This window comes from Actinoplanes sp. NPDC049681, from assembly GCF_044465265.1.
GTDB lineage: Bacteria > Actinomycetota > Actinomycetes > Mycobacteriales > Micromonosporaceae > Actinoplanes.
In genome coordinates, this window is record NZ_JBITLP010000011.1 from 269,726 (window position 1) to 288,277 (window position 18,552).

Annotated in this window: 14 protein-coding genes; 8 read left to right on the forward strand and 6 right to left on the reverse strand. The window is 72.4% G+C overall.

What is annotated here, in order from left to right; all coding sequences use genetic code 11:
- The first annotated feature begins 1 nt into the window (after position 1).
- Positions 2–922 (forward strand): DUF3500 domain-containing protein, encoded by a 921-nt coding sequence (locus ACIBO8_RS35405; RefSeq protein ID WP_396119869.1) that lies wholly within the window; start codon positions 2–4, stop codon positions 920–922.
- Here ACIBO8_RS35405 and secA2 read toward each other — a convergent pair.
- Together secA2 and ACIBO8_RS35415 are read right to left on the reverse strand one after the other, a co-directional pair.
- Entirely contained in the window at positions 919–3,213 is a 2,295-nt protein-coding gene (gene secA2, locus ACIBO8_RS35410; RefSeq protein ID WP_396119870.1) for an accessory Sec system translocase SecA2, read from the reverse strand. The genes ACIBO8_RS35405 and secA2 overlap by 4 nt on opposite strands.
- A 54-nt stretch (positions 3,214–3,267) precedes the next feature.
- Complete coding sequence (locus ACIBO8_RS35415; RefSeq protein ID WP_396119871.1) at positions 3,268–4,998, reverse strand: ABC transporter ATP-binding protein; 1,731 nt, start codon at positions 4,996–4,998, stop codon at positions 3,268–3,270.
- A 127-nt stretch (positions 4,999–5,125) separates the two neighbouring features.
- Here ACIBO8_RS35415 and ACIBO8_RS35420 point away from each other — a divergent pair, with 127 nt between their 5' ends.
- From ACIBO8_RS35420 to ACIBO8_RS35435, 4 genes are read left to right on the forward strand one after another with little or no spacing between them, the layout of a single operon-like run.
- Positions 5,126–5,869 carry an ATP-binding protein gene (locus ACIBO8_RS35420; protein WP_396119872.1) on the forward strand — a complete coding sequence of 248 codons (744 nt, stop codon included), beginning with the start codon at positions 5,126–5,128 and terminating at the stop codon, positions 5,867–5,869.
- Positions 5,866–6,882 carry a chemotaxis protein CheB gene (locus ACIBO8_RS35425; protein WP_396119873.1) on the forward strand — a complete coding sequence of 339 codons (1,017 nt, stop codon included), beginning with the start codon at positions 5,866–5,868 and terminating at the stop codon, positions 6,880–6,882. The genes ACIBO8_RS35420 and ACIBO8_RS35425 overlap by 4 nt, the downstream gene beginning before the upstream one ends.
- A 31-nt stretch (positions 6,883–6,913) precedes the next feature.
- Entirely contained in the window at positions 6,914–8,755 is a 1,842-nt protein-coding gene (locus ACIBO8_RS35430; RefSeq protein ID WP_396119874.1) for a CheR family methyltransferase, read from the forward strand.
- Between the two features lie 59 nt (positions 8,756–8,814).
- The gene (locus ACIBO8_RS35435; protein ID WP_396119875.1) at positions 8,815–9,540 is read left to right on the forward strand and encodes an ATP-binding protein; all 726 of its coding nucleotides are present in this window, start codon (positions 8,815–8,817) and stop codon (positions 9,538–9,540) included.
- Positions 9,541–9,547: 7 nt separating this feature from the next.
- On the opposite strand, the gene ACIBO8_RS35440 is transcribed toward ACIBO8_RS35435, so the two are convergent.
- Positions 9,548–10,684, reverse strand: coding sequence for a SigB/SigF/SigG family RNA polymerase sigma factor (locus tag ACIBO8_RS35440; protein WP_396119876.1), 1,137 nt, complete (start codon positions 10,682–10,684; stop codon positions 9,548–9,550).
- Positions 10,685–14,326: 3,642 nt separating this feature from the next.
- Between ACIBO8_RS35440 and ACIBO8_RS35445 the strand changes: the two genes are divergently transcribed.
- Positions 14,327–14,578, forward strand: a complete 252-nt coding sequence (locus ACIBO8_RS35445; RefSeq protein WP_396119877.1) for a CDGSH iron-sulfur domain-containing protein — start codon at positions 14,327–14,329, stop codon at positions 14,576–14,578.
- Positions 14,579–14,612: 34 nt separating this feature from the next.
- Here the strand turns inward: ACIBO8_RS35445 and ACIBO8_RS35450 are convergent, their stop codons facing one another.
- Positions 14,613–15,566, reverse strand: coding sequence for an iron-containing redox enzyme family protein (locus ACIBO8_RS35450; RefSeq protein ID WP_396119878.1), 954 nt, complete (start codon positions 15,564–15,566; stop codon positions 14,613–14,615).
- A 178-nt stretch (positions 15,567–15,744) separates the two neighbouring features.
- On the opposite strand from ACIBO8_RS35450, the gene ACIBO8_RS35455 reads away from it, so the two are divergent.
- The gene (locus ACIBO8_RS35455; RefSeq protein ID WP_396119879.1) at positions 15,745–16,284 is read left to right on the forward strand and encodes a hypothetical protein; all 540 of its coding nucleotides are present in this window, start codon (positions 15,745–15,747) and stop codon (positions 16,282–16,284) included.
- Positions 16,285–16,402: 118 nt separating this feature from the next.
- On the opposite strand, the gene ACIBO8_RS35460 is transcribed toward ACIBO8_RS35455, so the two are convergent.
- Positions 16,403–16,654 (reverse strand): hypothetical protein, encoded by a 252-nt coding sequence (locus ACIBO8_RS35460; protein ID WP_396119880.1) that lies wholly within the window; start codon positions 16,652–16,654, stop codon positions 16,403–16,405.
- Positions 16,655–16,669: 15 nt separating this feature from the next.
- Positions 16,670–16,918, reverse strand: coding sequence for a hypothetical protein (locus ACIBO8_RS35465; protein WP_396119881.1), 249 nt, complete (start codon positions 16,916–16,918; stop codon positions 16,670–16,672).
- A gap of 157 nt (positions 16,919–17,075) precedes the next feature.
- Between ACIBO8_RS35465 and ACIBO8_RS35470 the strand changes: the two genes are divergently transcribed.
- Entirely contained in the window at positions 17,076–18,551 is a 1,476-nt protein-coding gene (locus tag ACIBO8_RS35470) for a glutamate--cysteine ligase (protein ID WP_396119882.1), read from the forward strand.
- The last annotated feature ends 1 nt before the right edge of the window (position 18,552 follow it).

The following is an 18,552-nucleotide window of genomic DNA, read 5'->3' on the forward strand; positions in this document are numbered from 1 at the left end:
CATGACCCTCGCCGCCGACATGAGCGCGGCCGCGGCGCAGCTGCTGGCGGCCCACCCCGAGGCGGGGGTCGCGTTCGGGGACCGGCACCGGCGCTGGATCGAGTACAGGCCGCAGCCCCGCCCCGGCCTGTCGCTCGTGGACCTCACCCCCGAGCCGCGCAAGGCGGCACACCGGCTGCTGGCGACCGCGCTGAGCCCGGCGGCGTTCGCCCAGGCGATGGCGGTCGTCGCCCTGGAGGAGGTGCTGGACCGGCGTGAGGGCGGGCGGCGCGGGCGGCACAGCGAGGACTACCGGGTCATCGTGTTCGGCTCACCCGGCGACGACGCGTGGGCGTGGCGCTTCGAGGGCCACCACCTGTCGGTCAGCATGACCGTCGCGCACGGTCGCGTCTCCCCCGCACCGGTGTTCCTGGGCGCCAACCCGGCCCGGGTGGACGCGCTCGGGCGGCCCGTGCTGCGGCCCCTCGGGGTCGAGGAGGACCTGGGACGGGAGCTGCTGCTCTCGCTGTCGGCGGGGGCACGCCGTGCTGCGGTTGTGGCGGACGTGGCGCCGTACGATATCCGCACGGCGACCCACCCCCGGAGCGAGCCGATCGCACCGCCCGGCGTGGCACGGGCGGATCTGCGGCCCGGTGAGCGTGCACTGCTCGACCAGCTGGTCGCCCTCTATCTGGGCAGGCTGCCCGACGAGCTCGCGGCGGCACTGGACCCGGCGGGCGGCGACGTGCACTTCGCGTGGGAGGGGCCACCGCAGCCGGGGACCCGGCACTACTACCGGATCCAGGCCGACGACCTCGTCATCGAGTACGACAACACGACCGACGACGGCAACCACGCGCACACGGTGCTGCGGCGCCCGCGCGGCGAGTTCGGCGGCGACATCCTCGCCGCCCACCACGCGGGCGAACCGCACGACCGTTAGCTGTTGCCCCCGGAGATCAGGCGGCGGCCCACCGCGGCGATGAGGCGGTCGAGCTCCGAGCCGAACGGGTTGTCGTGCACCAGGTACGTCCACGTCGCGCTCGGACGGACCAGCTCCGCGCGCTCCGGCTGCCAGCCCTCGCTGAAGTCGGTCTCCTCGAACGTCTCGATGGTGCGGCGCTCGATCTCCGTGAAGACCTTCTGGAAGGCCGGCACGGCCGCGCGGTGGAACTCGTCGAGCGGGTCCAGCTTGCCCAGGGCCCGCAGGTGCACGCCCTCGCGGACCTCGGAGAGCTCGGCCAGGTGCTCGGCCCACAGCCGGTCCAGGTGGTAGAGCGCGATCGAGCGGGCCGCGTCGGAGAGCACGTCCTCGTCGAGCTCCTTGGCCTTGTCCGGCGACTTCTCCAGCAGCATGATCGCCGCGACCTCGGAGGTCAGCAGCCGCTCGCGCCGCTCGGCGAGGGCGAGGCGCTGCTGCTCGATCACCACGCTGTAGCGCCAGGTGTTGCGGTGGATCTCGTGGTTGACGCCCTCGGCGACACGCTGAGCGTGCTCGACGGCGTACTCCGCCTGGTCGTCGTGGACGACGCCGTCCATGTCCATCCGGGGCGACGACGGCAGGACGTCGCCGGCGTGCCGGGTGATCAGGTCATCCTCGAGGCTGACGAAGAACACCGAGCCGCCCGGGTCGCCCTGCCGGCCGGCGCGGCCGCGCAGCTGGTCGTCGACGCGGCGGCTGTCGTGCCGGCCGCTGCCGATCACGTAGAGGCCGCCCAGCTCCACGACCTTGTCGCGGTCCTTCTCGTCGCTGCCGCCCAGGCGGATGTCGACGCCGCGGCCGGCCATCTGGGTGGAGACGGTGACCGCGCCGAGCGCGCCCGCCTCCTTGATGATGGCGGCTTCCTCGTCGTCGTTCTTGGCGTTCAGCACGACCGACGGGACGCCGGCCGCGGCGAGCTGCTTGGCCAGCAGCTCGGAGGCCTTCACGTCGAGGGTGCCGATGAGCACCGGCCGGCCCTTCTCGTGCGCCAGCTTGATCTCCTCGACCAGCGCCTCGTCGCGCATGTCGTGCGCCGAGTAGATGCGGTCCGGCTCGTCCTCGCGGATGTTCGGGGTGTTCGACGGGATGACCGCGACCTCGAGCTTGAAATACTCGCGCAGCTGCTCACCGACGTGCACGGCGGTCGCCGTCATGCCGCAGACCGTCTTGTAGAGCGCGATGTACGCCTGCACGGTGATCGTGTCGAGGACCTCGCCCTCGGCGGTGGCGTGCAGCCCCTCCTTGGCCTCCACGGCCGCCTGCAGCCCGTCGGGCCAGCGGCGGCGCTGCGCGACCCGGCCACGCATCTCGTCGATCAGCTCCACCGTGCCGTCGCGGACGATGTAGTCCACGTCGCGGCGCAGCAGGGCCCGGGCGTGCAGCGCCACGTTGACCGCCGAGAGCTGGCCGACGTGCTCGTCCGCGTAGAGGTCGATGCCCATCTTCTCCTCGAGGGCCTTCAGGCCGGCGTCGGTGAAGGCGACGCTGCGGCCGTCCTCGGCGACCTCGAAGTGCTTGCCCGCCCGCAGGTCGCGGACCAGCTCGGCGGCCTCGTGGACCGGGTCGCTCTCGGTGGCGATGCTGCCGGCGAGCACCATCGGTACGCGGGCCTCGTCGATCAGGATCGAGTCGGCCTCGTCCACGATCGCGGTGGCGAGCTCGCGCTGCACCCGGTCCTCGACATCGGTGACGAGCTGGTCGCGCAGGTAGTCGAAGCCGGCCTCGCTGACCGAGACGTACGTGACGTCGGCGGCGTACGCCTCCCGGCGCTCCTCGGGCGTGGATGCCTCGGTGACCCAGCCGACGGTCAGGCCCAGCAGCTTGTAGACGGGTTCCATCCAGGTAGCGTCGCGGCGGGCCAGGTAGTCGTTGACCGTGAGCACGTGGACCGGGCCGTTGCCGAGGCGGACGTGCCCGTACGCGGCGATCGTCGCGGTGAGCGTCTTGCCCTCACCGGTGGCCATCTCGGCGACCTTGCCGGACAGCAGCGCCATCGCGCCGACCAGCTGGACGTCGTACGGCCGCTGCTCCAGGGCACGCCGCGCGGCCTCACGCCCGACGGCACACAGCTCCTCGTAGCTGGTGGCCTCGCCGGCCGCGGCGGTCAGCGCCTCGTCGTCGAGCTCGCGCAGGGCTTCCTCACGGGCCTCGATCGCCGGCAGCCGCTTCTCCAACGGCCCGAGATCGACCGTGGTGCCCGGACGCTGCAGAAACTTGCGGAACCGGCTCTTCAGCCGCTGAGACACACCCATGGCGCGTTACGGTACTTCACTTTCCTGCGAGCGGGGTGCCGACTCCCGCGCGGTTCACGCAACCAGCAATTGGTGCGCCGCGAGCTCCCGGTAGAGCGGGCTGGTCCCGACGAGCTCGGCGTGGGTCCCCTGGGCGACGACCCGGCCCGCCTCCAGCACGACGATGCGGTCGCTGTCGATCACCGTGGACAGCCGGTGCGCGACGACGACCAGCGTACGGCGCACCGCGGCGTTCCCGATCGCCTCGCGCAGGGCCGCCTCGTTGCGCGCGTCGAGATTGCTGGTGGGCTCGTCGAGCAGCAGGATCGGCGCGTCGGCCAGCAGCGCCCGGGCGATCGCGAGGCGCTGCCGCTCGCCGCCGGACAGCAGCACACCGCCCTCGCCGACCTGCACGTCCAGGCCCTGCGGCGTACGGGTCGCCAGAGCACCCAGATTGACCTCGTCCAGGGCGCGCAGCAGCCGGGCGTCGTCGGCGTCCGGGGCGGTGAGCAGGAGGTTCTCGCGCAGCGTGCCGGCCAGGACGGGCGCCTCCTGCTCGACGTAGCCGAGCCGGCTGCGCAGCGCCCGCCGAGGCAGCTCGCGCAGGTCTGCGCCGTCCACGCGGATCGTCCCGGCGGTGCTCTCGTAGAAGCGCTCGACGAGGGCCAGGATCGTGGACTTGCCCGCGCCCGAGGGCCCGACCAGGGCGACCCGGGACCCGCGCGGGACGGTGAAGCTCACGTCGTGCAGCACCTCCCCGCCGCCCGGATAGGCGAACGTGACGTGCTCGAACGCGAGGGCGTCCGCGTCCAGGACCGGAGCCGGTCCGGTCGTCGCGTCGTCGGCCGTCTCCACCGGCAGCGCGAGCACCTCCTCGATGCGCTGCAGCGCGCCCAGCCCCGTCTGCAGCCGGGTGTACGCGTGCAGCGCCTGGCCCAGCGGCAGCACCAGGAAGAAGAGGAACAGAATGAACGCCACCAGGTCACCGACCGTGAGCGCCCCGGCCGCCACCCGGGCCCCGCCCACCCCCAGCACCAGCAGGAACGCGCCCTGGGTCGCTGCGGTCGCCGCCGGGCCGATCAGCGCCTCGAGGCGGGCCACGCGCAGGCCGGCCGCGTACGCCTCCGCCGCGCTGCGCCCGACGATCGCGGCCTCGCGGTCCTCGGCGCCGCCGGCCCGGATGGTGCGGACGGCCGAGATCGACCGCTCCACCGCCGAGGTCATCTCGCCGAGCCGTGCCTGCGCCTCGCGGGAGAGGCCGCGTACCCGGCGGGAAGCGGTGACCGCCACGCCCAGGCCGGCCGCGAGGCCCGCCACGGCGACGCCCAGCAGCAGCGGGTCGAGCACGGCCATGGCGACGGTCGCGCCGGCCACCATCACCACGCCGGTCACGACCTCCAGCAGGCCGGACGTCACGACCGCGCGCAGCAGGGTGGTGTCGGCGCCGACGCGGGAGAGGAGATCGCCGGTGCGCCGGGCGTCGTACTCGGGGATCGGCAGGCGCAGCAGGTGGGACGCCAGCCGCCGCCGGGTGGTCAGGACGACGCCCTCGGCCGTGCGCTGCAGCAGGAAGTCGCGGATGCCGCCGAGCGCCGCCCCGGTGAGCAGCAGCGCCACGAGCAGGGCCACCGCCGCGCCGGCCGGTCGGCGCGCTGAGATGTCGTCGAGCACCGTACGCACCAGGAGCGGCTGCACCAGCGCGGCGGCGGCGCCGGCCAGGGACAGCACCGCCACGGCGGCCAGGGTGAGGCGGTATCGGCGCAGGTAGGGCAGGAGGGCGCGCAATCCCACTCCCCTGGCGTCCATGTCGGAGAGCGTAACCGGCGGTCGGCGGTCCCGGTCCCCGCGTCCGCGTGCGTTTGCCGCGGTATTTCGGCGGGCAAAGGATGCGAACGACGTGACGGACACGACGCGACGGCAACAAAGGGGGCCCATGTCGAGCCAGCTCGTCTGCCGCCCGGAGCAGGACCTCCCGGTAGCCGTCCTGCGGGTCAGCGGAGTGCTCGACACGATGACCGGCGACGCCCTGGAGCACGCCGTCGCGCGCAGCTTGTCGGCCCAGCCGGAGTCGCTGCTGGTGGACGTCAGCGAGCTCGAGGTCGCCGATCCCGGCGCCCTGGACGTGCTCAGCTCGATCATCTGCCGGACGGCCGAGTGGCCCGCCGTACCGGTGGTGCTGTGCGGGGCGGAGCGCGAGACCGCCCGGACGATCCGCGACTGGCCCGGCTGCCACGCCCTGAGCACCGAGGAGAGCTGCGAGAAGGCGCTGGCCGAGGCCGAGCGGCGGGACGGGCCGGAGCCGCGCCGGATCCGCGTACGGCTGCGCCCGGTGCCCGACGCATGCCGCCAGGTCCGCCAGCTCGTGTCCCAGGCGTGCACCACCTGGCAGGTCAGGGAGCTCGCCGCCACGGTGGGGCTGGTGGCGACCGAGCTGGTGGCGAACGTCGTACGCCACGCCCACACGACGATGGAACTCACCCTTGGCCTGCGTGACGGGTTGCTCTACCTGACGGTGCGCGACGGCAGCCGGCGGCTGCCGCGGCCCAAGGATCCGGCCTTCTCCGACGCGGGCGGCCGCGGCCTGCATCTCGTCCGTGAACTCACCGACGCCTGGGGTGTGCTTCCGGTCTCCGACGGTAAGGTGGTCTGGACGAGACTCACGACGGGAGCGGCGTGACGGCTCAACACCGCGATGTGGTCGCCGTCGGAGCCTCCGCCGGCGGCGTCGAGGCCCTGCGGGCCCTCGTCGCCGGGCTTCCCCCGGACTACCCCGGCGTGATCCTCGTCGTCCTCCACGTGCCCCGCGAAGGGCCCAGCGCCATGCCCGCCATCCTGTCGCGAAGCGGCCCGCTACCCGCGGCGTCCGCCGTCGACGGCGAAGAACTGCGCCCCGGCCGGATCTATGTGGCCCCCAACGACCATCACCTGCTCGTCCTCGACGGCCGTCTCCGGCTCACCCGCGGCCCCGCGGAGAACGGTCACCGTCCCGCGGTCGATCCCCTCTTCCGCTCCGTGGCCCGGGCGTTCGCGGAACGCGCCGTCGGCATCGTGCTCTCGGGCGCCCGTGACGACGGGGCCGCCGGGCTGACCAGCATCGCCGGGCGGGGAGGAACGACGGTCGTGCAGGACCCGGACGACGCGCTCTACCCCTGGATGCCCCGTGCGGCGATGGCCCACGTGACACCCGACCACATCGTGCCCGCCGCCAAGATGGGCGGCCTCATCGCCGGGATCACCGCCATGGATCTGCCCGAACGCCCCGCCCCTGCCAAGGACGACCTGCTGGATGCCGAAGTCGCCATCTCGGAGCTGGGACCGATGACCACGGACGAGTTCAGCGCCGATCCGGCCGGCTTCGGCTGTCCGTCGTGCGGGGGGAGCCTGTTCCAGATCGGCGACCGGCCGGTGCCCCGCTACCGCTGCCGGGTCGGGCACGCGTGGTCGCCGGAGAGTCTCCTGGACGAACAGGCCATCGCCCTGGAAGGAGCCTTGTGGATGGCATTGCGTGCGCTGGAGGAGAAGTCGGCGCTGGGCCGGCGGATGGCTGCCGCCGGTCCCACACGTTCGGTGAGCGTCGACCGGTATCGCCACATGGCCCGTGACGCCGAGGAGGCCGGCGCGGCGATCCGCCGGCTGATCGAGCAGCTCGGCTCCTCGGCCCCGCCGCACAACCCGGCGCCGTCGTCCTGACCGGGCTGACCGGTTGCGATACGGTCTGCGCGTGAACCCGATCGACCCGGACTTCGAAGCCCTGCTCGTCTACCTCAAGGAATCGCGCGGCTTCGACTTCACGGGCTACAAGCGGTCCAGCCTCATACGCCGGGTGAACCGGCGCATGTCCCAGGTGGAGGCGGCCGACTTCCCGGAGTACCTCGACTTCCTGCAGGTCCATCCGGAAGAGTTCACCTCGCTCTTCAACACCATCCTGATCAACGTCACGGGCTTCTTCCGGGACTCCGACTCCTGGGAGTACCTGCGCTCCGAGGTGCTCGAGTCCCTGGTGGCCACCCGGGCCGCCGACTCGCCCATCCGGGTGTGGTCCGCCGGGTGCGCCTCCGGGGAGGAGGCGTACACGCTGGCGATCACGCTCGCGGAGATCCTGGGCGTCGACGCCTTCCGGGACCGGGTGAAGATCTACGCGACCGACGTGGACGAGGAGCAGCTCGCCGAGGCCCGGCAGGCGTCGTACGGCGAACGCGAGATGCAAGCCGTGCCCCCGGAGCTCGCCGCCAAGTACTTCGAGCCGGCCGGCAACCGCTTCGTCTTCCGCAAGGACCTGCGACGCTCGGTGATCTTCGGGCGCAACGACCTCGTGCAGGACGCCCCGATCTCCCGGATCGACCTGCTGACCTGCCGCAACACGCTGATGTACTTCAACGCCGAGACGCAGGCGAAGATCCTGTCGCGGTTCCACTTCGCCCTCTCGGACGGCGGCGTGCTGTTCCTCGGCAAAGCCGAGATGCTGCTCAGCCACGGCACCCTGTTCACGCCCATCGATCTCAAGCGCCGGGTGTTCCGCCGTGTCCCCCGCCTCACGACGATCGCAGGTCCGGTCTTCACGGGGCCGGTCGCGAACAACAGCGGCGCCGTCGTGGGCCTCGACGAGCTGCGCGACGTGGCCTTCGCCGCCAGCCCGGTCGCGCAGCTCGGCCTCACCTCCGACGGCCTGGTCGCGCTGACCAACCGCAGCCTGGAAAAGCTGTTCGGCGTCAGCTCCCGGGACATCGGACGGCCGTTCCGCGATCTCGATCTGTCGTACCGGCCGGTGGAACTACGCCGCTACATCGAGCAGGCTCAGCTCGAGCGGCGCACGCTGCGGGTCGGCGACGTCGAGTACGGACGCAACGGCGACGTCACGCACCTCGAGGTGGAAGTCAGCCCGCTCACGGGCGGCGACGGCAGCCTGCTGGGCGTGAACTTGACCTTCCAGGACGTCACGTCGGCGCGCCGCCTGCGGGACGATCTCGAGCACGCCAACCAGCAGCTCGAAGCCGCGTACGAGGAACTTCAGTCCACGAACGAGGAGCTGGAGACCACCAACGAGGAGCTCCAGTCGACGGTCGAGGAGCTGGAGACCACCAACGAGGAGCTCCAGTCCACGAACGAGGAGCTGGAGACGATGAACGAAGAGCTCCAGTCCACCAACGACGAGCTGCAGAGCATCAACGATCAGCTGCGGGTCAGCTCCGCGCAGCTCGACGACGCGAACGCGTTCCTGGAGACGGTGCTGACCAGCCTGCGTGCCGGGGTCGCCGTCGTGGACCGCGACCTGCGCATCCGGATGTGGAACAAGCGGGCGGAGGACCTCTGGGGCCTGCGCGCCGGGGAAGTCGTCGGGCAGCACTTCCTGAATCTCGACATCGGGTTGCCGTTCGAGAAGCTCCGGCCGATGCTGCGGGGATCGCTGGTCGAGGGCGGCGTCTCCAGCGAGGTGTCGCTCGACGCGGTCAACCGGCGGGGACGCACGGTTCTCGTCCGGGTCGCGTGTGCGCCGCTGCGGAGCGAGGTCGACGGACCCGCCACCGAAGGCGCCATCATCCTGATGGAGACCAACGAGGCTTGACGGTTTCACCTCCGGCGCGGCGGGTATCCGGAGGCTTCACTGGGCAGAGAGGGACCGGCGTGAGTGTCGAGACGCAGGTGACGGCCGACGACGGGCGGCTGCTCGTCGGGCTGGCCGGCCGGCTCGACATGTCCGACGTCGCCGTGGTGCGTCAGCGGCTGATGAAGTGCCTCGCCGAACAGCCTGACGCTCTGCTGCTGAATGTCGCGAAGTTGTCCGTCCCGGAGCCGCTCGCCCTCGCGGTCTTCTCCTCGGTGGTCCGGCAGGCCGCCCGCTGGCCGGGTATCCCGGTGCTGCTGTGCGCCCCACGACCCGAGGTTCGGCGCGCTCTGACCCTGCCGGCCTACGAGAGGCTACCGCTCGCCGATTCCGTCGACGCAGCTCGCACCGTACTCGCCGACGACCGCCGGGTCCTGCCCGCCATCACCGACGAGTTGCTGCCGGTGAACGGTGCCGCGCGGCAGGCGCGCAACGTGGCCACCGACGCGTGCCTGCGCTGGGAGCTGCCACATCTGATCGCGCCGGCCAGCCTGATCGCCAGTGAATTCGTCAGCAACGTCGTCGACCACGCGCACACGATGATGGTCCTGCGGATGACCTTGCGCCGCCGGTACGTACACATCGCCGTCCGCGACGGTGCGGCCGAGCCGCCGGAGGTCCGCCCGACCGAACCCTCCGCGACGAGCGGACGGGGGCTGCTTCTGGTGAAGGCGAGCGCGCACTCGTGGGGATGGCTGCCCTGCGAGGGCGGCAAAGTGGTCTGGGCCTCGCTGATCAAGCGCTGAACCGCGCTCAGCGCTCGCCGCCGTCGAGCAGGTTCTGCAGGCCCGACACCCCGAGGATGCGGGCGACGTACGGCTGCGCACCGGTGAGCGTCAGCTGGGCCTCCGCGACCGCCGCCGCGGATGCGGCATCCAGCAGCACGGCTACGCCCGCCGCGTCGACGAGGGGCACGCCGGCCAGGTCGATCACCAGCCGGTCGCCGCCCGCCGAGCAGATCGCGTGCCGCAGGGAGGTCCGCAGCCGCTCAGCGGTGTCACGGTCGACCTCGCCCTGCACCCGTACGGTGAGCACGCCGCCGCCGCGCTGCACATCGATCTGCATGCCGTGCATGTCGGCGGGCCCGTTCGCGCCCTCCCAGCGCGGCAGCGTGTCGCTGAGCATCGCCTCCCGCAGCCAGCTGAGCGACCGGCTCAGCAGCCGCGAGACGTGCATCTGCGAGATGCCGAGCTCGGCGGCGATCTCCGCCTGGGTCCGGTTGCCGTAGAACCGCATCGCCAGCATCCGCCGCTCGCGCACGGGCAGGCGCAGCAGCAGACCGGCGACGGTGAGCTTGTCGTCGACCATCTCCAGATCGCCGTCGTGGTCGCCGAGCAGATCCCCGAACTCCGCGGCGCCGTCCCCGCCGGCCGGCGCGTTCAGCGACGAGGGTGAGTAACCGGCCGCGGACTCGAGCGCCTCCATGACCGCCGCCTCGCTGACCTTCAGGCGCTCGGCCAGTTCCGACGGGGTGGGCGTACGCGACAGCTCGGTGGTCAGAACCATCGAGGCGTGCCCGACCTCCAAGCTCAGGTCCTGGATGCGCCGGGGCACATGAACCCCCCAGGTCCGGTCCCGGAAGTGCCGCTTGATCTCACCGGAGATCGTGATGACCGCGTACGCCGTGAAGGAACCGCGCTCGGGGTCGTACCGGTCGATGGCCTTGACGAGACCCAGCCGCGCGACCTGCTCGAGGTCCTCCAGCGACTCCCCGCGACCACGGTATCGGCGGGCCATCCGCCCGGCGAAGGGCAGACAGGTACGGGTCAGCTCATCGCGCAGAACGGCGCGCTCGGCGTCGGAGGCGGTGGCCATCCGCGTCGCGTAATCGGTCGCGGCGGCGTCCAGATCCTCCAGTACGCGAGTATGCGTCTCCTCCTGCGCGGGCATGCTGATCCCCCTCGACCTGGCGCGCTCCCAAGGCAGCCCCTCCCGGCTGGAAGGGCCGCTTCGGGAATGTCCGATGCAGCGATATCCGGCGGAGGACCCCCGTGCCCGCCCGAGTCATCCGTCTTCCGCCGACGCTACTGCCCCGGACACACCGAGCCAAAACACATCGACCAGAATCGTGACGGCCAGTGTACGTCCACGCACGGTGAGCACAGCCCTTTGTCACACGGAGGCGCTTTCGTGTCGTACCACAGGGTGATGCCACCCCCACCCGGCCCACGACTCACTGCTGCGGACGCGACGGAAGTCCGCTCGGCGCGTCCCCCTCGTCCTTCGGCGCCTCCCACGCCGGAAGCGCCCGGGGAGCGTCACCTTCCGCGGACGGTCGCTGCGGAAGCCCGGACGGCGACGCCGCCGGCTCAGCAGCCCCACCCTCGGCCCGAGGATTGTGCTGCCCCATGTCCGGCGGCTCCAGCGGAGGCCGATTCGGCCGCGATGAGGCCTGCCCCACCCGCGCCGGCGCACCCTGCTGCCCCGGACCGGACGCGGCGCCCGCTTGCTGCCCCAGCCCGGACGGCGCCGCACCCGGCTGCCGCAGACCCGACGGAGCAGCGCCCGCCTGACCCAAACCCGACGGAGCAGCGCCCGCCTGACCCAAACCCGACGGAGCAGCGCCCGCGTGACCCAGACCCGACGCTGCGGCCCCCGGCCGACCGAGACCCGACGGCGCCGTTGTTTGCCGGCCCAGGCCCGACGAGGCGGCGCCTTCTTGACCCGGACCCGACGGAGCAGCGCCCACCTGGCCCGGACCCGACGGAGCAGCGCCCACCTGACCCAAACCCGTCGGGGCAGCGCCCACCTGGCCCGGACCCGACGGAGCAGCGCCCACCTGACCCAAACCCGACGGGGCAGCGCCCACCTGGCCCGGACCCGACGGGGCGACGCCCGCCTGACCCAGACCCGACGGGGCGGATGGTGGCTGGCCCAGGCCCCCCGAGGTGGTGGGGGCGGTTTGCGGTGCTGCCGTCGGTGCCGGGGAATCCCCGCCACCGACGGGGCGGTTCATCTGGCCCATCTGGGGCGGCTCGAGCGGGGGCCGGGTGCGTGCTGCCGGCGTGGGCCTGCGGAACGCGCTTTCAGCCGCCGACACGCCCGGGGCCGGCGGGGACGCGGGGGCCGGGCCGCCCGGCGCAGCCGATGGTGCCGGCGTTCCCGGCCCAGCCGGGGATGCCTGCGGTCCCGGCACAGCCGGGGCGCCCGCGGCGGGAGCGACCAGGCCGCTCAGGCCCGAGGCCGGCGGATCGCTCGGTGCGGACGCCGCCGGGGCGCTCGTCGGTTGACCGGCCTGCGAAAGACCCGACGCCGCCGGCTCCTGCCCAGCCACGGCGGCCCGCAAAAGCTCGGAGGCGGCGGCGAACTGCGAAAGACCCGAGGCCGCGGCGGACTCCGGAGCACCCGGGGCGCCGGTCTGCGAGAGCCCCGCGGCCTCGCCAGGCTGCGGGAGGCCGGAGAGGGAGGCAGAGGAGGGCGACGGCTGCCCGAGCCCGGAAGCCGCCGGGGTCTGCGCCAGATCCGAATCCATGGCTGCCCCGGAGAGGCCGGACCCGCCGGCAGCCGCCGAGAGGCCGGAGGTAGTGGCACCCTCCGAGAGGCCCGACGTGGCGGCAGCCTGCGGAAGACCGGACGTGGCGGCAGCTTCCGGAACGTCGGCGGCCGCGGATGGCTCCCGCGCAGCCGCGGGCGGCGGTGCCGTACGGGAGGCGTCTGGGGTGACGTCGGCCGCGGCAGCGGGCGCCGGGCCGGCCGCGGACGGCGCGGCTGCCGCCGACGCGTCGAAGGCGCCGGGCTGGAACGGCTTGACCGGCGGCGCCTCGCCCGGGTGGTAGGGCGAGACCAGCGGCTCCTGCGGCCGGGCCGTCGGGGTGAAACGCGGCGCGTCGAGGGGCCGGTTCTGCTGGATGAACAGCGGCGGGCCGAGCAGGAGCGGGTCGACGTCCGGCATCTCGCGGCGCTTCTCCTCGTGTTCCGGCGACGGCCGGGCGCCCGGCGGGTGCACCCCGTTGTGCGGGGCGGCCGGCGCCTCGGAGACGTGCGGCCAGCTCACCGGCTCCGCCATGCCCGCGAGGCCGGGCTGCTCGCCGGAGGACTGCGGAGCCGAAGCACCCGGCAGGCCGGTCTGCGAACCCGAAGGCTGCGGAGCGCCCAGGAGACCGGACTGCGAACCCGAAGGCTGTGCAGCGCCCAGGAGACCGGACTGCGAACCCGAAGGCTGTGCAGCGCCCAGGAGACCGGACTGCGAACCCGAAGGCTGTACAGCGCCCAGGAGACCGGACTGCGAACCCGAAGGCTGTGCAGCACCCGGAGAACCGGACTGGGGGCCCGGCGCCTGCGAAGCACCCGGAAGACCGGACTGCGGACCCGGCGCCTGCGAACCACCCGGAAGACCGGACTGCGGACCCGGCGCCTGCGAACCACCCGGAAGACCGGACTGCTCGGCGGACGGGTGCGGTGCCGGGCGCAGACCCGAAGGAGCGGCGGTCTCCTCGGGCAGCTGCGGCGCCGGGGCGGAGGAGGCCAGGCCGGAGGGCTCGTCGTGCGAGCGGTCGAACCGCGGCGGCGCGACCGGCTGACGGGCGGCTTCGGCCGGCTGCAGCCCCGGAGAGGTCGTCGGAAGTGAGGGCATCGACGAAGCGGACGGCGGAGTAGAGGTAGGAGTGAGCGGAGGCCGGACGGCCGACGGAGGCGGCGTCGGCGCGGCGGACGGCAGACCGAACGCATGCCCGGCAGACGCCGAACCCCCCGTCGGCGGACCGGACGGCGAATCCACCGCGGGCGGCGCAGGTGGCGGGGTGACCTTCGGCGAAGCGGCCGGCGGAGTCAGCGTCAGCCCAGCAGACAGCGAACCCAGCGTGGGGCCCGCGGAGGGCGAATCCAGGGTCGGCGGCGCAGACGGCGGGCTGACCCTGGGTGGGGCAGACGGCGGGGTCGAGGCCGGCCCACCGGACGGCGGGAGAGGCGGCGAATCCAGCATGGGTCCGGCGGGCGGCGATGCCGACGGGGGCGGAGCGGACGAAGACGGCCCCGCGGACTCGGGAACGGAGAACGACAGCCCGGCGGGAAGAGTGGGCTCGGGCGCGGGAGGGGAGAACGACAGACCCGCCTCGAGCGTGGGCTCGGCCGCCGAAGGAGGCGGCGAAGCGGCCGGGGGCATGGAAACGGTGGCCTGCTGGGTGGCGGCCGCCGGGAGGCCGAGCGGTGCGGCACCGAGGCCGCCGCGCGCCGCCGCGACCAGGCCCGATGATTCGGCCAGGCCGGCGGCCTGGACCACTTCCGCCGCCGCGAGGCCGGCGGTGCAGGGCAGGGGTTCGCCGCAGACCGGGCAGGTCGTGATGCCGTCGTGCGGGCCGCGGCCGCCCGCGTGAGCCTGGACCATCTCCCAGGCCGTCCGGGCCAGGACACTGTCCGGGTTGATGTAGTTCGTGATGCTCACGGCCATACCGTCCCACCCCCGTAGCTCGCCTGTGACAGGCGTTCAGGGTCCAGTTCACCGTGAACCGGGCAGCTCCGGGCCGCTTTTCCACAATCGGTAGACCGACGGGTCGGAGGGGGTTTGCCGGTCGGGGTTGTGGGCAACGCTGCGGCATGAGTGGTGCGGCGGAGCGGGCTGACGGGCACGGGGCGGTTGTTGTTCCCTACGAGGACGGGCCGTTGCTGGTGCGGGGGGATTTCGTGCTGCGTACCCCGGACGGGCAGGTCATCGAGCCGGGCCGCAACACCGTCGCCCTGTGCCGGTGCGGCAAGTCGGCCATCAAGCCGTTCTGCGACGGTACGCACAAGGCCATCGGTTTCCGCGCCGGCACCGGTCGTGACGCCCCCGCCCCCCGTACCGACTGAACCGGGCCGGGGGATCCGGGGCCGCGCCGGCTGATCAGGTGCGCAGGGACGACTCCCCCGCCTCCCAGCGGGACAGGACGTACTCCGCCCAGCGGTCCTCCATGGTCAGCACGCAGCGGGCGCCGAACAGGACGTCGGCGGCGAGTTCCGGTTCCGCCTTGCAGAACGAGCCGCACATGTCGAAGGCCGCGATCTGTTCATGGACCGCGTCGGCCTCGACGTGTTCGTCGTAGAAGCGGGTGGCGTTCTCGTCGCCGCCGAGACGGCGCAGGCCGTTGCCGTACGCGCGGTTGGGGCCGGTCGAGGTCATCTCGTACGCGGCCAGGTGGCCGAGGAGTGCCCCGCGCAGCCGCCGGTGCAGGCCGAACAGCGACATGAGGTTGTTGTTGGCCAGGGTCTGCCACGGCACGACGTCCACGTAGGCCCCGTACGTGGTGTCGAGGCCGAGCGCGCTCATCGTGTCCTTGAACATCTCCTGGTGCATGCGGCGGACCGCGCCCCCGCCGTACTCGTCGATCTGGACCTCGATGAGGGCGGCCTTGGCCTTGCCGCCGAGCCGGGGGATCGCGAAGGTGTGGGGGTCCGCCTCGCGCAGGTGGTAGACGGAGCGGTGGGTCGCGAACTCGCGGAACTGTTCGTAGGTGGCGCGGCCGCGGACATAGCCGGACAGCGACGGGCCGCCGGTCTCGCGGGTCATGGCGATCAGGGTGTGCGGGACGTCGTCGGTTTCCTCGGGTACGGGCAGCCGCCGCAGTTCCGCCTCGAACTCCGCCTCCAGCCGGCCGCGGAGGCCGAGCAGGCCGGGGTGCCACTCCCAGGTGTCGTCGACGCCGTCCCAGCCGCGGTAGTGCAGCTCGTAGAGGACGAAGAGGCTCAGGTGCAGGTCGTCGTCCGAGTCCGGGGCACCGGTGGTGAACTCGTGCGGCGCCTGGGCGAGTGCCGTGATGACGGCGTCCGACACGGGGCCTCGGGGCGAGGGAAGCTTCATGCGCCACTTCCTGATCGAGCGGAACGGACCGGAGAGATTCCCGGTCCGTTCCGCTCCAAACGATCAGGAGGCGGGCGATGCGCCGTCGGTGGCGAGAGTTCGTGAGTCGAGAATTCACTCACTGTGGTCGAAACATTGCGCTTCGTACCATGAAGGCATCCCCCAGGAGGTGATCCCCATGGATGACTCCGAGCTGTACCGCGAGCGGATCCTCCGGCATGCCGGTCCGGTCATCACCGGGCGGTTCCTCGGCTTCCGCGCCTCGTACACCCGCGAGGTCCGGGTCGGGCAGCCGTTGCTCATCGCCGTGTTCGTGACGGCGTCCATCGCGCAGGCCCTCGGTGCCCTGCTGCTCGCACTCGTCCGCAACGGCGGTGGCAATACGCGGCGCCGGTTCAAGGATCTCAAGAAGGGCCCCGAGTACCTGGTGACGCCCGTCCGGCTGCGCGACGACCTCGGGCAGACGTACGAGGTCGAGATGCACGGCCAGCTCCCCCAGTCGGCGCTGCACCGCGGCGACCTTGTGCAGGTGCGTACCGTCGCCCAGAAGGACCCCGATCTGCCGGTGAAGCTGCACCAGATCCTGAACCTGGAGACGCTGCAGCCCTACACGCCACGCATCCCGACGCTGTGGTCGCACCTCGGCCCCGGATTGCTGATCCAGGCCGTGCTGGGGCTGACCGTGGCCGCCACCCTGACGACGGCCTGGATCAGCTGACGGGCGTCAGAGCCGGGACAGCGGGACCACCGCGGCCATCGCCCGGTCACCGGCGTCGTTCGGGTGCAGGCGGTCCCCGCTGTCGTACGCGGGCAGCGGCCGCTGCGGATCCGCCGGGTCACCGGAGCCCGCGGGCGTGCGCCTGCGCGGAGATCTGCGGCGGGTCGTCCTGGTGCAAGGTCTGCTGGATGTCGTTGATGCCCTCGAAGACGATGACCGTACGCGCCCCGGCCCGCTCGAGCACGCCCCCGTTCAGCCGGGTCAGCGCGCTGGGCCCGAAGGTGCTGTAGATGGTGTAGTCCGGGGCGTCGGTGATGGAGTCGCCCAGCGCGACCACCGTACCCGGCCCGCGGCTGGAGGAGTCCTGCATCGCGGCCGGGGTACGTCACGGCGCCGGAGGGTGTCCCATGAGAACCGGCCGCGTGCCGAACCGGTTCGACACGTGGATCCGTACGCCGCTGCCGCCGGTCGTGGTGTGCACGACGTCGCGAATGGTGAACCCGCGTACCCCTGTTCCACGCCGGAGACCGCGGCGGCGGGTGCCGTGGTCCGGGCGGGCCCGCGCGTCGGCCGGCCCCGCCAGCGCCGCGACCAGCAGAATGGACGCCGCGAGGATCCGGAAAAGTCTGCGCATCGTTGCCTCACCCACCGGGTACAGGCCAACGATCAGTCTCGATGTCTTGTACCCGCCTGCAAAGCGATTGCGCAGGGCGGGAAAAGGGCACGTGCAGGGTGCGCCGGGCGGCGGACTGGCAGATCATAGAGGCGGGCTCGCGAAAGGGCGGTGCGCGGTGGGCGAAGAGGTCGAGCGTCGGGAGTTCAGCCGCGAGGACCGGACGAGGTACCGGCAGAAGATCCGCCGCAGCCTCGACGTGTTCGCCTCGATGCTGCGCGAGTCCCGCTTCGAGTTCGAGCGGCCGCTGACCGGCATGGAGATCGAGCTGAACCTCGTCGACGGCAACGCCGACCCGGCGATGCGCAACGCCGAGGTGCTGGCCGCGCTCGAGGACCCGGACTTCCAGACCGAGCTGGGCCAGTTCAACGTCGAGATCAACGTGGCGCCGCGGCGGCTGGCCGGCGACGAGAACGCCGACCTGGAACGCGAGCTGCGGGCCAGCCTCAACAACGCCGAGGAGCACGCCCGGCGTACCGGGGCGCACATGGTGATGATCGGCATCCTGCCGACGCTGCGCAAGGAACACCTGACCGCCGAGGCCCTCTCGGCCAACCCGCGCTATGCGCTGCTCAATGAGCAGATCTTCGCGGCCCGGGGCGAGGACCTCGACATCCGCATCGACGGCATCGACCGGCTCGCCGTCACCACCGACACGATCGCGCCCGAGGCGGCCTGCACCAGCACCCAGTTCCACCTGCAGGTCAGCCCCGCGCAGTTCGCCGCGTACTGGAACGCCGCGCAGGTGGTCGCGGGCGTGCAGGTGGCCCTCGGCGCCAACTCGCCGCTGCTGTTCGGCCGGGAGCTGTGGCGCGAGACCCGGATCCCGTTGTTCGAGCAGGCGACGGACACCCGGTCGGAGGAGATCCGGGCCCAGGGCGTACGCCCGCGGGTGTGGTTCGGCGAGCGCTGGATCACCTCGGTCTTCGACCTGTTCGAGGAGAACGTGCGCTACTTCCCGGCGCTGCTGCCGATCTGCGACGACGAGGATCCCGAGCAGGTGCTCGAGAGCGGCGACATTCCCCAGCTGAGCGAGTTACGGCTGCACAACGGCACGGTCTACCGCTGGAACCGCCCGATCTACGCGGTGGTCAAGGACCGTCCGCACCTGCGGGTGGAGAACAGAGTGCTGCCCGCCGGCCCCACCGTCGTGGACACCGTGGCCAACGGCGCCTTCTACTACGGCCTCGTGCGTATGCTGGCCGAGGCCGAACGTCCGGTCTGGACGCAGATGTCGTTCAGCGCCGCCGAGGAGAACTTCCACTCGTGCGCCCGCCACGGCATCGCCGCGTCGGTCTTCTGGCCCGGGCTCGGCTACGTGCCGGTCTCGGAACTGGTGCTGCGCCGGCTGCTGCCGCTCGCCCACGAGGGCCTGGAGAAGTGGGGGGTGTCGGGCCCGGAGCGCGAACGGTTGCTCGGCATCATCGAGCAGCGCTGCCTCACCGGCCGCAACGGCGCGACCTGGCAGGTGGAGACCCTGCACGCTCTCGAGGGCGACGGCCTGGACCGGCAGGCCGCACTGCACGAGATGCTGCGCCGCTACCTGCCGCCGATGCACGAGAACGTCCCCGTGCACGAATGGCCGCTGTCCTGAC